Origin of the sequence: Owenweeksia hongkongensis DSM 17368 (assembly GCF_000236705.1) — a bacterium.
Taxonomy (GTDB): Bacteria; Bacteroidota; Bacteroidia; order Flavobacteriales; family Schleiferiaceae; genus Owenweeksia; species Owenweeksia hongkongensis.
In genome coordinates, this window is record NC_016599.1 from 3822467 (window position 1) to 3835758 (window position 13292).

General features: G+C 40.9%; 14 protein-coding genes and 1 tRNA gene. 5 read left to right on the forward strand and 10 right to left on the reverse strand.

Translation table 11 applies throughout. The features are described 5' to 3' along the window. Nucleotides 1-13: 13 nt before the first annotated feature. Nucleotides 14-478 (reverse strand): response regulator, encoded by a 465-nt coding sequence (locus tag OWEHO_RS16815; protein WP_223252698.1) that lies wholly within the window; start codon nt 476-478, stop codon nt 14-16. Between the two features lie 37 nt (nt 479-515). Here OWEHO_RS16815 and OWEHO_RS16820 point away from each other — a divergent pair, with 37 nt between their 5' ends. Further along, the gene (locus OWEHO_RS16820) at nt 516-2312 is read left to right on the forward strand and encodes a sensor histidine kinase (RefSeq protein ID WP_014203705.1); all 1797 of its coding nucleotides are present in this window, start codon (nt 516-518) and stop codon (nt 2310-2312) included. A 200-nt stretch (nt 2313-2512) separates the two neighbouring features. Here the strand turns inward: OWEHO_RS16820 and OWEHO_RS16825 are convergent. Both OWEHO_RS16825 and OWEHO_RS16830 read right to left on the reverse strand, forming a co-directional pair. Then, nucleotides 2513-2586: transfer RNA gene (locus OWEHO_RS16825), tRNA-Arg, on the reverse strand. A 567-nt stretch (nt 2587-3153) separates the two neighbouring features. Then, entirely contained in the window at nt 3154-3474 is a 321-nt protein-coding gene (locus tag OWEHO_RS16830) for a hypothetical protein (protein WP_143764653.1), read from the reverse strand. A 265-nt stretch (nt 3475-3739) separates the two neighbouring features. On the opposite strand from OWEHO_RS16830, the gene OWEHO_RS16835 reads away from it, so the two are divergent. Further along, complete coding sequence (locus OWEHO_RS16835) at nt 3740-4366, forward strand: replication/maintenance protein RepL (RefSeq protein WP_014203707.1); 627 nt, start codon at nt 3740-3742, stop codon at nt 4364-4366. A gap of 111 nt (nt 4367-4477) precedes the next feature. Continuing rightward, nucleotides 4478-4810, forward strand: coding sequence for a hypothetical protein (locus tag OWEHO_RS16840; protein ID WP_014203708.1), 333 nt, complete (start codon nt 4478-4480; stop codon nt 4808-4810). A 203-nt stretch (nt 4811-5013) separates the two neighbouring features. Here the strand turns inward: OWEHO_RS16840 and OWEHO_RS16845 are convergent, their stop codons facing one another. The 7 genes from OWEHO_RS16845 to OWEHO_RS16875 form a co-directional block, all read right to left on the reverse strand. After that, nucleotides 5014-5571 (reverse strand): hypothetical protein, encoded by a 558-nt coding sequence (locus OWEHO_RS16845; RefSeq protein ID WP_014203709.1) that lies wholly within the window; start codon nt 5569-5571, stop codon nt 5014-5016. Then, nucleotides 5568-8324, reverse strand: a complete 2757-nt coding sequence (locus tag OWEHO_RS16850) for a class I SAM-dependent DNA methyltransferase (protein WP_014203710.1) — start codon at nt 8322-8324, stop codon at nt 5568-5570. Before OWEHO_RS16850 ends, OWEHO_RS16845 begins: the two co-directional genes overlap by 4 nt. 71 nt (nt 8325-8395) lie before the next feature. Next, a complete protein-coding gene (locus tag OWEHO_RS16855) occupies nt 8396-9253 on the reverse strand; it encodes an agmatine deiminase family protein (protein ID WP_014203711.1) in 858 nt (285 codons plus the stop codon). Next, a complete protein-coding gene (locus OWEHO_RS16860) occupies nt 9246-9728 on the reverse strand; it encodes a hypothetical protein (protein WP_014203712.1) in 483 nt (160 codons plus the stop codon). The genes OWEHO_RS16855 and OWEHO_RS16860 overlap by 8 nt, the downstream gene beginning before the upstream one ends. Further along, nucleotides 9725-10555 (reverse strand): abortive infection family protein, encoded by an 831-nt coding sequence (locus OWEHO_RS16865; RefSeq protein ID WP_014203713.1) that lies wholly within the window; start codon nt 10553-10555, stop codon nt 9725-9727. The genes OWEHO_RS16860 and OWEHO_RS16865 overlap by 4 nt, the downstream gene beginning before the upstream one ends. Further along, nucleotides 10552-11211, reverse strand: coding sequence for a hypothetical protein (locus tag OWEHO_RS16870; protein ID WP_014203714.1), 660 nt, complete (start codon nt 11209-11211; stop codon nt 10552-10554). Before OWEHO_RS16870 ends, OWEHO_RS16865 begins: the two co-directional genes overlap by 4 nt. Further along, on the reverse strand, nt 11208-12071 hold the full coding sequence (locus tag OWEHO_RS16875) for a DUF6615 family protein (protein WP_014203715.1): 864 nt from the start codon (nt 12069-12071) through the stop codon (nt 11208-11210). Before OWEHO_RS16875 ends, OWEHO_RS16870 begins: the two co-directional genes overlap by 4 nt. Before the next feature lie 222 nt (nt 12072-12293). Here OWEHO_RS16875 and OWEHO_RS16880 point away from each other — a divergent pair, with 222 nt between their 5' ends. After that, entirely contained in the window at nt 12294-12722 is a 429-nt protein-coding gene (locus OWEHO_RS16880; RefSeq protein WP_014203716.1) for a hypothetical protein, read from the forward strand. Between the two features lie 12 nt (nt 12723-12734). Beyond that, complete coding sequence (locus tag OWEHO_RS16885) at nt 12735-13283, forward strand: hypothetical protein (RefSeq protein WP_014203717.1); 549 nt, start codon at nt 12735-12737, stop codon at nt 13281-13283. Nucleotides 13284-13292 lie beyond the last annotated feature (9 nt).

Below are 13292 nucleotides of genomic sequence, written 5' to 3' on the forward strand. Positions count from 1 at the left end.
TGCTTTGTACTTTCTAGTTTAGAAAACTATAAATCTTCTCTTTAAAAATATCGAAAGTGAGCGGCTTGATCAGGTATTCTGAGACCTCAGAGTAGGCCAAAGCCTTTTCCCGATCCTTACTTTCTGGTGATGAACTTACCATATAAATGGTGATAGGTTTAGCAATGTTGGGTTTTATAGTTTTAAAACGCTCCAAGAAGGTAAAGCCATCCATTACAGGCATTCTAATATCCAAAAAAATTATATCGGGTAAATCCTCGGCTGTTGTAGGCTTGTCATGCAGGTGCTGACTTGCTTCAAGGCCATTAGAGAAGATCATAATTTTAGATACTTCGCTGATTTTTTCTAAAAATTTCTTTGCGGTAAATTGATATACAATGTCATCATCAATTATACATACATTACAGTTGCCCATATTTCTGATCGCATTTCGTGAGTAATTCGTTGAAAGTAGTAAATTCCCTACGAATAAATTCAATGAGATTTATTTTTAGTTATCCTTAAAATTTTCTGTTATGAAATACTTTGTTTATGCTTTGATTCCATTACTCTGTTTTATGGCAGTTTTGTTTTTAGTAATAGAGGGTGTCTATACTCATGAAAGTGAGACGCAAGCTATTACTAAGGCAAATGCAATTGCCAAGGAAACAACAGTTGAGTTTAATTACCTAATCCGTCCATTGTTGTCTAGTAATGCTTATTTGGCAAGGAGTAATTTCTTGAAAAAAATACTTAGTGATGAGGGAGAAAAAAGCGCAGTAGAGAATGACTTTTCGCTTTTGGCTCAGACACATCCTGTTTTTCAGCAGGTGAGACTTTTGGATACTTCAGGTAATGAAGTGCTCCGAGTAAATTACAATAATGATGGGCTAGAGAAAATAGGAGATGAAGAGCTGCAAGACAAGTCGCACAGGGGTTACTTTAAAAAAGCAAAGAATCTAAAACCCGATCAGATTTATGTGACTCCAATTAGTTTGAATCTGGAGCACAACAATGTAGAAAGACCCTACAGTGCGGTGTTTCGTATTATCAGCCCTGTAGATACCGGAGAAACTCGAATGGGATATCTTGTGTATAATGTGAGTGTTGAGCGAGTTATTAGCTTATTAGATGTACAAGCGGGTTCTGACTATTCACAATTGATGTTATTGAACTCATCAGGCGAAGGTTTACGGTATACTGGAGATAAGATTGATTATCTTTTTTCCAATTCTGACTTGGGAAGTTTTGATGGAAGGGCTTCAGAAGTTTGGAATCTGATTGGAAATTCCAAAAGGGGTAATAAGCTATCAGAAACGGGAGTATACGCATGGACTCAGTTTGATTTGAATGAGAGCAGCAAGTCTTTTCCCGAGAACATTTCATTTCTAGAACCTCGATCTTCAAGTTTTAAGGTGCTTATTTGCACGCCAATAGTGAAGGGAAACTTGATATCAGATTTGAGAGATATAGACAAGCTTCTTATTATAGGGCTTCTCATTGCTTTTCTAGTTCTTGCTGCTAATTATTCATGGGGAAGAGTACAGTCAAATAAACGGCACCACTTAATATCAAACCTTAACGATGAACTGATAAAGTCGCAGGCGAATCTAAACAGTGAAAAAAATAGCCTTAAAAAGGTGCTGCATGAGTTAACACTCAGAAATAATCAGTTAACTGAGTTTAGTAGCATTATTTCGCACAATATTAGAGCGCCACTTTCCAGTCTTACTTTATTGATTCAGTTCTTGAGAAACAATTATAAAGACTTAGCAGAGGAGAGTAGAAAGGAAGCTTTTGATAAATTACAGATGTCTTCAGATTCTCTCCACAGTCTAGCAAAAGATTTATGGTCTGCTGTGGAGATATTAGATAGCAAGGATGTGAAGATGGAAAAAGTGGATATCAATGCTATTTTGTTGAAAGCCACTGATCAACTTAGAAATGAAATTAAGGAGAGCAGTGCACAGATTAAAACGGATTTTAGTACCTGGTTTTTAATGACCTATAACAAAGCTTACCTCCAGAGTATACTGGTAAACCTCATAAGTAATTCAATAAAGTATAGGTCACCAGAAAGAGATGTGATAATCGAAATCGTGGCAGAAAAATTTCAAGGTAAGAGTGTGCTTAAGGTAATGGATAATGGACGAGGGATAAATATGGATTGGCATAGCAACAGCGTTTTTGGAATGCACAGAACCTTTCATGGAGATGTGGCTGGGCGAGGTATGGGGTTGTTTATGGTAAAAATGCAAGTTGAAGCTCTTGGAGGAAACATTTTTGTGGAAAGTGAAGATGGTAAAGGCTCCACGTTTACAATAATGTTTTAGAGATATGCGCATCCTTACAATTTGAAAGAATCCATTATTAAATGTTAAGTATCATCATAATTATTCCGTTTGCCTAAAGACAATGAGGTGAATAGAACCATCAAGGTGTTTTCATATTGGTATTCTTAATATGCATATAAAGCAGAAAACCCTTCAGGTCATTGACTTGAAGGGCTTTAAATTTTGATGAATCCATCTTGTGATCGCGCTAGGATTCGAACCTAGGACCGTCTGCTTAGAAGGCAGATGCTCTATCCAGCTGAGCTACGCGACCCTGTTACGTTTGCAGCAATTTATGTACTTGAGGTAAACACGAGAGGTAAACACACGTGATTTTGAAGGTGTGTTCTGTGAGCAAAAGCTCATGTAAAATTCCGTGTAAAAACTCAAAGAACATCTCCATCTTACGATGGTAGGGGGCTGTTTTTGCGGGTGCAAATGTATGAAACCTTTTTTAAAACCCAAGAAGTATTCGTAACATTTGGTTAAAGTTGACTTTTCTCTGTGTGATCACGTGTGGAGATGGGAGCGGCTTATGCTATACGCTGTGTTGTTTCGCGCGTGTTGTGGAGCATAGGGGATATGCATGCTGTTCTTCGCATTATCCTTCAGCTTAGGTGTTTCGTACCTTGATCCGGGTGCGAAAGCGGGTACGAATATTTTTGCTCTTAAGATTGCGGCTAGAAAAGTAGTGTTCAGTCTCATGATGTGAGAGAAAGAGGCTGTTAAGAGGATTTATGACAATATGCACACATCTGACGGTACGGTAGTCCTTTTAGTTTTGTCAAGTTTCAAAACACCATAAGATTTTCTGGTCCAAGCCTTATAGATAGCTATCTTGTTATCGCGGTAGCTTCTTTCTTGGCTTATAAGTACGCGTAAACTTGTTGGACATAGGGTCGTTCTTCAGAAGGTAAGCTTGGATCTTTTGCGCATTTCGTCCTGGGCCTTCGAAGTACTTAGGATTGACGATGTATAGATCTGAAACACGAGTTTCAACTAGAAGTTCCGTTTTCCTTAGGAGTGTCAACTTCTTCCTGAAAACACTATATGATATCCAGTTGCTTTGTTTGGTAACATACTCGATATGATCGCACATTTCTTGATGAACCATGCTGTCGATCTGTATCATGTTGTTTTCGTCCATTCGTTCACAGATCATGTCAAGAATTACCCTAGCCTTGCCGTCAAGTTGTATAAGAAGGTGTCGACAATTGTAAAAAGTAGTGTAACCAAATGTCGTAACTGGAAGATCAGTTTTATCTTCGCGAGCTTTGTTCATTTTGAGCATAGTTAAGCGGTTGTTTCAGGGGGTTAAAGGTATAAAAAAAATCACCGTAAACATAAGATTTACAGATGATTGAGTGTGTTTTTGTCACTTGAAACACTATATGTTATAAGATTGTCTTTGTCAACAAAAAGATGTTATGAGTAAAGCTAGAAAAGCTACGCAGAAAACACGTGTTCAGGTTATAAAAAACGTTGTGAAAAAAGAGGACGTTTTTGCGGTGGAAACTAGGACGAAAACTATCCCAAAGAAATTTGTGCGCTTGTTTCGTGGAGCAAGCGTTATTTTCAGGGACCTATCTAAGGGGGCGTTGCTGATGCTGCATGAGCTTCTGTGGGAGATGGATCCAGACACTAACGTATTCAGTTGGAACGATATTGTCAAGGAGGATATGTCGAAAAACGTAGGGATGAAGTTGGCTACGATAGAAGGATATGTTGAGAACTTGGTGAAAGGAGGTGCTATAAAAAACCTACAGAGGGGAAAGTACATGGTAAACCCTGAGATTGCTACTTTTTCTAACGTATCCGAAGAGCGCAGACGCGAACTGATAAAAAACTTTAGTCAACTTGACTTCCGCGAATTCAAGAAATCTGTCAAGCAACAATTAAGTAGACAGAACAGCATCAAACAAAAAAAGCAAAGAAGAAGGAAGAAGGAAAGTTCTACAAAGGTATTTGATCCTTCCACCTTTGTCCCAACGGATGAAACAGTTGATAAAAATCAGGCTGACTCGGTCGAATCCGTTGTTTTTGCTGAGTCGTGAGATGTAACTACCCAAGTGATCCTCCCCCCGGGGTGAGGCTCTTTCCTACGCACCCCCCGTGTTGTCCAGTATAAATCATAAAACAAGATAACATGGTTGTGAAAAAAAAACATGTTTACAGAAGAGTTTCCTTCCGGAGTAAGGATGGTAGGGATTATGCTTTTTGGTGGTACAGAAACGCTGGTCTTTCATGAAGGAAAAACACACTTGCATCTTAGCAGGCATTGCTTTGCTCATGTGTATGCTGAGGACCCTTTAGCCCTGCTACCAGATGAGTCTGTAGTGGCAGGGGAGATCATACGGATGGAAGAAAGCTGCACCTTTGAGTTCGATGAAAACGATTTGCCTGTGAAGATATGGTCAACATATGGCTATCGCAGGAAACCAGGTGATCCTTTGGAGTACAAAACAAGTAGCCAGGAAGTGATGGGTAAGTTGCAGTAGCGTTAGAGTAGGGAAGGGAGTCAAAAATCGTAGGCTCCCTATCTCTTCCCTATGCTCCTCTACAATTTTGTAGCAGCACCCTTCTGGGATCATAGGGAGATATGAACAGCTTGGAAGCTGGAATTTCGGAAACTGGAAGACAGCTTTCACAGTGAGGCTTGCTAAAACCACCAGAGTTTAAACTCACAAGATTTGCATAGCAGCTAAAAAAACTGCTCCCAGTCTTTAAGTCGGTATATGTAACCCTTCCATACAAGATTTTGGTACAGCCTTGTACCGTAGATGATCAGAAAGCTTCCCTCTGCTGAAATTACTTCTGAAGACCTGCTGTTTCTTATAAGTTCGTGTAGGGCCAACAGCTCAGGTTCCGGACCAGACTGGTTTCCATCATCGTTGTAAAAAACTAAAACTCGTAGCTCGCAGTTTAGAATCAGTAGGTGAGAGGCTTCCTGCCTAAGGCTTAAGGGTTCTTCGTTCTCATGTTTAAAAGCGATGCTTAAGCCTCTTAGGAAGAATCCTGTGGTTAGGTCTTTTTCTATACGATCATCTTCTATGTAGAAAACAGAATCTATCGAGTAGTAATCACTATCGTAAACTTTAAGGTCAAGCTTATCTGCGACCATCTTTACTATAGAGTCATCACTTCCTTTGATAAGGTAGGGATACTTCGGGTGAAAATCACGCCAGTGGTTGATCAAATCAGCTTCTCTGCTTTTAGTAACAGAGCACCAGGCTTTGAAAAAGTCGTTCGCTGTTATCACGCTTTTGCTTTTTGAGTTTTCTTAGTCTTAGCTTTCTTATCCTCCTTCAACAAAGGAGCAGTGTACTCAGCGTAGAGTTCAAAAAGATACTCGATACGAGCAGTTTCGTTGGTGAAAGCTTGTGGTCGATAGCATAAGTCAACCGCCTTATCAAGCTCTTGGTGAGCTTTTACAAGCGCAGGTGGCATAGTGAGGGGATCGTAAAGATCTGCCAAGCTACTACCAGGAAATTCAGCACGAACATCAAGCACCTTCTGAGCTTTCTTTTCTACAGATTTTTTGTTTTTATCGCTAGGATTCTTTGGCCAGGGGTAGTTGTTGTATACAAGCGAACTCGAATAGCGATAGTCACTTTTTAGTCTTCCTGCTACATAGCGCATCCATGACATATGCATAGTGGATGTTAGAACTCCGAAATGGTATAGTGTTGTTTCCGGTAACGTATAGAGTTGGTTAGAAGCTATTATGTCAGGCGATAAGTATTTTATCGGAATGAATCTCCTGTTGACTGAAGACACGGTTGGGAAAGCCAGATAGTCAGTTCTGGGTTGACGGATTTCAGCAAATAAAGTTGGTGTGTCAGCAAGTTTTTTGGTGTTTTTTCGATCACTCATAGATCTCCATGCCCTTACTTTCTCAATTTTATCCATTACAATCTTATCGTGTCTAAACTCAGTGGGAGAAGCGTCACGAAGCCAAACACAGTATCGGTTTATAGATCTCAACATTTCCTTGCCTCCGATGAACGGTTTTAAAAAGGTACCTGTAGAAGGGGATTTTTCAATGATTTGAGTGTACTCGGCCTCGGAGATTGTGTAGTGCCCGTCATCAAGTGCAAAGCTACCGTAAGCTATGCATGGAACGTCACATAGTGGGGTCTTCCTGTTTTCTACGAACATATCTTGACCTTCTACCAAGTAAGGATTTATGTTAGAAGCTCTCTTATGATCTGGTTCACCGTTAATGTTCTCATACTCAAAGATGGCTTTTGATTTGCTGTCAAAACATGCAAACCCGATGATTACAACATGAACTCCTGCATTTCCTCTAGCTTCATTTTTCCAGTTGAATGTTCGGTGTGCAAAGTGAATTTTTAGGCCGTACTTTGTGAAAAGCTCATTCCAAAGAACCGCAACCTGTTCACCTTGGGTTATGGAATTTGTTGAAACAAAAGCAGCTTTTATGCTAGATGCATGGATATATTTGGCTGCCAAAATATACCAAGCAGAAACATAGTCCATTATACCTGCGCCTTTGACTTTTCCGTAAACTTCCAGCAGTTCTTTTTTTTGTTCCTTAGATTGTTCCTTCTTGCCAACGAATGGTGGATTTCCAAGGATATAACTGAGTTCCTTCTTCGTAACGACATCTTCCCACTGTATCCGCAGAGCATTGCCATGCACGATGGTGGCAGACTTTCTCAGCGGAAGTCGGGCGTAGTATAAACCAAAAGCTTCTGAGATACGTTGGTTCATCTGATGATCCATCAACCAAAGTGCCACTTCAGCAATACGAGCAGGAAACTCATCATACTCTATACCGTAGAACTGGTCTACATCTACCAGCATGATTTGATCGATACCAATTACCTGCTGCTTGCCATACAGAACTTTAAGTACTTCAAGTTCCAAAAGCCGAAGCTCTCTGTAGGTTATAATCAGGAAGTTTCCGCAACCACACGCTGGATCAAGGAACTTGAGGGAACCAAGTTTTTGATGAAACTCTCTTAGCTTGTTCTTGTTGGACCTAACCTTCTTAAACTCCTCATGGAGTTCATCCAGAAAGAGAGGCTTGATAAGTTTGAGTATGTTCTTCTCAGAAGTATAGTGTGCTCCTAGATTTCTTCTTTCCTCCGGGTTCATCACACTTTGAAACATGCTACCGAAGATTGCGGGGGATATCTTTCCCCAATCCAGAGCACTACACTCCAAAAGGATTTCGCGCATTCTTGAGCTGAAAGATGCCAGTTGCAGTGGTTCTTCAAAGAGCTTTCCGTTAACGTATGGAAAGGCTGCCACATGCTCGTCAAGGTTCTTCAGTCTTTTGTTTTCTGGTGTATTAAGAGTTTGAAAGAACTGCGCTAACCAACCACCCAGGTCACTTCCATCCTCGTTCGTTTTAACCTCAATCAGTTCCTTGAAAGTATCTTTCTCAAAAATACCCGTATCATCAGCAAAAAGGCAGAACAGAAGTCGAACTAGGAATACTTCTAGCTGATGCCCTTCATAGCCTGTATCTTCAAGTTGATCGTGGAGTTTTCCCATCAACTCAGCAGCTTGGATATTTACGGGATCCTCGTCCTTGAACGAGCGTTTTTGGTATCCAGCAATGAATCCAAACAGCTTGATATTTTTGTGAAGGTCTTTTATATGAAACTCATGCTCAGTCTTGTCATCAAGATCATAAAGCCTGAAGCTCTCAAAATCCGATACAAGAACATACTTCGGAAGCTCATGTTCTTTTATTCCATGGAAGTAATCAGTGGCTTGCTCAAAGGCAGCGTCAAGACTCTTGCCTTTGGACTTATGTTCTACCAGTAGTGTGCCTTTCCAAAAAAGGTCGATGAATCCTTGTTTGTTGTTTAGCTTTTTAACCGGTTCTTCAAAAGTTGCCAGTCTCCTTCTGGTAATGCCAAAAATGTTAAAGAAATCGTTCCAGAAAGTGTCCTTTTCTGCGCGTTCTCTTGTTTCACCTTCCCATTCTTTGGTGAAGTGATGGGCGCGGTCTTTTATCTCGTTCCAGCTTAATGCCATGAGTATCTGTAGTTTCGTTAGTTCGACCGGTTGGGGTTACGGGTTGCTGGTCGAGGGCTTGAAGATAAAAATTACTGTTTTACAACCCAGCTTATGCAATTTAAAGCGCCTCCAAGTTCCACGATATCCGACATGTCAATCTGTTCGATGGTGTTTTTTTTCGCGTAGTGTGGGTATGCTTTTCTTACCTGTTCAAGAGCTTGTGCATCTTCCGCTATCCCAAACTTGGGGATGATAAGGATGTCTTTCGTTTGAAGGAAATTGATGTAAGCCCAGTTTCTCAGATCGGGATGCTCCACATCGAACGCCATCCAGATAATGTTCAAATCTGCCTTTGTGAGACTGTTCGATAGCTTTTTACATAGCGGGTCTGTAGGGTCGTTGTAACTTCCATGCACAAGAACGGTTTCATCGTTAATGAAGCGAAGCATACCATCAGCATGGCCAAACATATCTTCTTTATCCCACGGTATCAGAACAATTTCTTCCACCTCGAACAGTGCTTTCAGTTTTTCAATGAGGTCATCTTTGCCATATTGCCGTCTGTTTTCCCATAACACCTTGTCAGTCATGATGACTTTGTTAGAGGATCGGATGATGTTACCACCATCGATAATGATGTCGGTCTTAGTCGTCAGTATGTTTAGATCCTGGCAAACGATATCGGGATAGGTTTTGAGTTCCCGGGTATCTTCCTCAGTTCCTTGTAAGTAATCCGGGTCATAGCGGTACTCAACAAACTTTGAATCGGATACCTGAACAGGCATGTAGTCTCGTGTCCAAATATCCCGTGTGGAGGGTAAGAAGCGGTAGGTAACACTATGCTTATCCAAAGCAGCAGTAATCGCTTTACACGTTTCCTGAAACTCCTCGCTGGTTTTTAGTAACCTTGATAGGTACACCGTATTGCTGTCTTGATCTCTAAGCATCTAAGCGTTTTTTCCAGATTTCTTGAAACACCTTACCAACCTTCTTAAACTCCGCAGAGGTAAAAGTATCGGTCTTGGCATTGTTACACCAGTAGCAACTGAAGACAAGGTTTTTGGTGTTGTCATATACCTCGTTGGGTGCTAAGCGTTCTATTTCCAGCTTTTTACCACGACTACGCTTGGTGAGTTCTGGGTACTTTTCCCAAAGCTGCTTCATGTGACCCTCGGTCATTTTGCAGTAGTGGCATTGTTTGGGGGTGCTTTCATACCAGTCCCTAAACTCCTCATAGGGTAAGTCCTGACACTTTGCTTTCCATCGGGTTCTGATTTCAGCGATATGCTCTCTTTGTGGTTTTAACTCTTCCCACCATATCGATAATGTTTTGCTCGGAAGATCTAAGTCAGATGCAATGTCTGCGTACTTGTCACCCTTTATTAGAGCGCGATACAAGAAGGTTTCTTGGTCTTTGGTCATGGTTGGTTTGTTTTTGGGGCTTGATTGTTTTGAAATTCTTTTACATCCAGAAGAAAGTCGACCAACGTCAACGTGGCGTTTACAGCAAGTCTTGCGTGGTGCTTTCTTGTTCGATACTTATTAGCATGTCTGTCACCGATGTTATTGCTGAGACCTGCTAATCCTGAGGTGATTGAGTCTAAGCCAGAAATGATCTGTATAGCTTCATCGGGTAAGGTACTTCTGTCATGATTAAGTTTTAGAGCTTTCTTTGCTCGTCTGTAGAGGTTATCCAGCTTTCCATCATTCTTAACTTCGACACCTTCAGCATCAGCTACAATTTCTATCATTACAGCTTCTGCAAGGCTTCGTGCGTTTGTGATGGCTCCGCTAAAATCCTCTGAGTCGATTTTTTGTTTGCACTTCTCGATCTGTTCTTGTACGAACTGAACATCTAAAGCTTTGGTGCTTTCTGATTTGACAAGACCTTCAGTCAGAGAAACGACTTTACAGAACTTTCCCCTTTTGATAATCTTGTAACCATCATATTCTAGATATAGATTAAAGCTCTCAAGCACTTCTTCTAAGGACGTAAAAGAAGCAATGAACTCTCGCGGGTCAAGAGCTACCTCCAAAATTTGAGCAAAGGACGTTTGCCCGTTGTACTCTCTGAGTTTACTTTCAGTATAAGTCTTTCGACTATAGGTCTTTGAAAACGGATATTCGTCTGTTGAGCCAAACTGATTGAAGAAGTTAACTATTTCATAACCTTTCTTATATGAAAGCAGAGGCATGTCACCACTTATAGCCTCGGCAAGAAATGTGATGGTTTTTTCACTTACTTTCAAAGCGATCCGGTTTTTGTTAAAACTTCTTTCACATGCCAGCACAGACGTTGGAAAGACCCGTTATCCAAAGCTCGCTGCCCGGAAAGCATACTGCTGAAGAAAACTGGAACTCCCCTTAGGATTGAATCTTTGTTGGTGATTACGTCTGTTCCTAGGTCATCATCAAACTCAAACTCATAGCCCATCCAAACATTCTTGCTTCCGTCTTTAGAGCGTTCCTTGCCTAAGTACTTGCGAGCCACGGTGTCGGTTACAACTATGACAAGAGGCTTTTTTGCCTCAAGCATTTCTTTGGTAAGTTTCAAATGCTCGTGTATGAAACCCAAGTGTGTTTTCTCAAGCTTCTTCAGAGCATCTTGTTTTGTTTCCCTCAAACCTAGCAGGTCAATGTGAGACCACCTTGTCTTACATCGGTTTGCTAACTCGCCATATTTTTTAAAGTATGGATCATCAGAGTCTTGGGGTGGGTTCCAAAAACTCTCTTTATGGTTCTGATCATTTTTACGGTAAGATGGGTTTATGCCCACAAAAAGTATGGTTTCACTTTCAAGTGTTTTGTTTACCGCAAAGCCTCGTGAAAGTTGTTTGATGTCCGGGTTAGACTTGGGGTCAAAAAGTTTCTTGATGCGTGTTCCATATTCTGTTTCTACGTTCATTGTTGAGTTGTGTTATTTTGTTTGTTGATTACGATGCGATGACTTGGGTTCCAGTCTACAGCTCTTGATCTCCTTGTTATCGAATTGGCGTTGGCTGAAAATTCACCAAAAACATCCTGGATATCATGGGTCATTTTTCTCATCTCAGGTTTGTCAGGTGCTGTGGATTCAAAGTTTCTGTTTGACTGTTCAAGTTCCTCTCTCGAATATGTTCTTAGAGATCTTATGTTACTTGTATAGTCCATGAGGATTCTCCATGGTTGAGCATGTCTGGGGTGAATATCCAGGAAGGTTGGGTTTATGAAGTTTTCACGGCCCTCATTCATGTTAGATGCAAACTCTTTGAGTACTTCAACCTTGACAAGTGAGCAGCCAAATTGATCTTCCTGGAATCGGCTTTCGGTCATATCCCATCCGTCATAAGAAAACCTGTTAACACCGTTGTACAGCAGGTAAAAAGGCATGCAGCCGGTAGCTCTTTGTAGTTCCGATAGTTTCTCCCATTGGTAACTGGGGTTTCTTTCTGTATATCCATCTCGGAGCGTGGTGTATCGTTGGTTTTTCTTTAACACTTTTGCTTGGAGAGCAATCCATATGTAGGAGCTAGAATCCACTTGAAGAAAGATGTCGATATCACTCCCTGTTTTGGACTCATTTTGTCCTTTTCTTGAGTACACATCCATACAAAAAGCTCCTTTCTTGCGCTCGCTCAGAAGCGTTACAATCGTGTCGGCAGTTATACCAACTTCCATGGCTTCATGGCCAAGACTATGAGTGTAAGCGATCTTTTTCCAAATATGCGTGGAGATGTCTTCAAATACTTGCCTTGCCTGGTTAAGGTCTTCGTCAGTCCAAAACATTCGAGTCTTTTGTTTTTATACAGCAACGTTAAGGATTGATGCTGTGATTATACTTGTGTTAGGGTTGAAAATCTCGAAAGTAGGGATATTTGATGTTTTTGCTAAGGTTCGAAACGTATTTGACTGGGGTTCTTATAAAAGCAGTAGAGCTATCTCGGTACATCGAAGATCCTGAGTGGAATTATCATAACTTTACCTCACAAGCTCACAACTCTAACGATAATGATAAAACTACTCCTTTCTCTCACCCTTATACTCCCAGCTTTCCTTGCAGCTCAACCCGTTGATAGCTTAAAGTTACTGGTCGAAACGATTCACTTGCCGAAAGGATGGGAGATACATTATGAGCAGGATGGTGACTCTGAGTTCTTTGGTGACCGCCAGGTTAGCTCGTTGGTTTTTGTTCATGAAGACTACAAGGTTAGCTATCTGGTCTTTCCTTTTGATTCACAGGGGCAGTTCATATCGATTAGCAACAGGATAAACAAGTACTACGCTGAGTCTTCATGCAAGCCAAGCGATCATACTGAAAGGTTTATAAAAGATGGATTCTATTTCACGCTCAGAATGTGCTCTCCGTGCCAAACCATGGATAAGGAAAGCAAACCTTGTATGAAGCTGTCAAAAGCTATCAGAAAGTGGGCATTTTAAAAACAACCAAAAATGAATAACGAGATAAAATCTATAGATCAAGTGCTTCAGGTCCAGATCAAAAAGCTTCAAGATTTGGCAATAAACCTGAAGTGGGAACCCTTAGGGGAGTTTGTGTTGGGAGACACATCAAATGACGATTCCTTAAGCAAGTTGAATCATATGGGGGTTTATCTGTTCGAGGTTGAGAAAGATATCGATCAGGCTGACTTTGAAAGTTGGTATGAAATCTTCAAAGAAAAGTGGGAGGATGAGGAGTATCCTAAGAAACATACTCCAAAACTTATAAAAAAACGCAAGAATGCGTCCGAAAGAAAAGACAGCTGGATACCTCTCTATATAGGGAAGTCACAAGATATTCAGGCAAGAATTAACGAGCACCTTACAGTTGGTTTTGATCAGTCAACATCCGCGCTTAAGCTCAATGCAAGAAAGAATCTTGTTGGATACAGATTTCGACTAAGCTTTATACGGTTGATTGTTGACGAGTATGGAGCTATTATGCCTGTCGTGGAAAGTGCTTTGAGAGAGAGGGATAAGCCCATTTTAGGGAGGCAATGAGTTACACGG

Coding starts and splice junctions, on each gene's coding strand:
- OWEHO_RS16830 (WP_143764653.1), bottom strand. CDS start 3,474: ATGATCTGTGAACGAATGGACGAAAACAACATGATACAGATCGACAGC.
- OWEHO_RS16855 (WP_014203711.1), bottom strand. CDS start 9,253: ATGCTTAGAGATCAAGACAGCAATACGGTGTACCTATCAAGGTTACTA.
- OWEHO_RS16870 (WP_014203714.1), bottom strand. CDS start 11,211: ATGAACGTAGAAACAGAATATGGAACACGCATCAAGAAACTTTTTGAC.
- OWEHO_RS16835 (WP_014203707.1), top strand. CDS start 3,740: ATGAGTAAAGCTAGAAAAGCTACGCAGAAAACACGTGTTCAGGTTATA.
- OWEHO_RS16840 (WP_014203708.1), top strand. CDS start 4,478: ATGTTTACAGAAGAGTTTCCTTCCGGAGTAAGGATGGTAGGGATTATG.
- OWEHO_RS16885 (WP_014203717.1), top strand. CDS start 12,735: ATGAATAACGAGATAAAATCTATAGATCAAGTGCTTCAGGTCCAGATC.
- OWEHO_RS16875 (WP_014203715.1), bottom strand. CDS start 12,071: ATGTTTTGGACTGACGAAGACCTTAACCAGGCAAGGCAAGTATTTGAA.
- OWEHO_RS16820 (WP_014203705.1), top strand. CDS start 516: ATGAAATACTTTGTTTATGCTTTGATTCCATTACTCTGTTTTATGGCA.
- OWEHO_RS16880 (WP_014203716.1), top strand. CDS start 12,294: ATGATAAAACTACTCCTTTCTCTCACCCTTATACTCCCAGCTTTCCTT.
- OWEHO_RS16850 (WP_014203710.1), bottom strand. CDS start 8,324: ATGGCATTAAGCTGGAACGAGATAAAAGACCGCGCCCATCACTTCACC.
- OWEHO_RS16860 (WP_014203712.1), bottom strand. CDS start 9,728: ATGACCAAAGACCAAGAAACCTTCTTGTATCGCGCTCTAATAAAGGGT.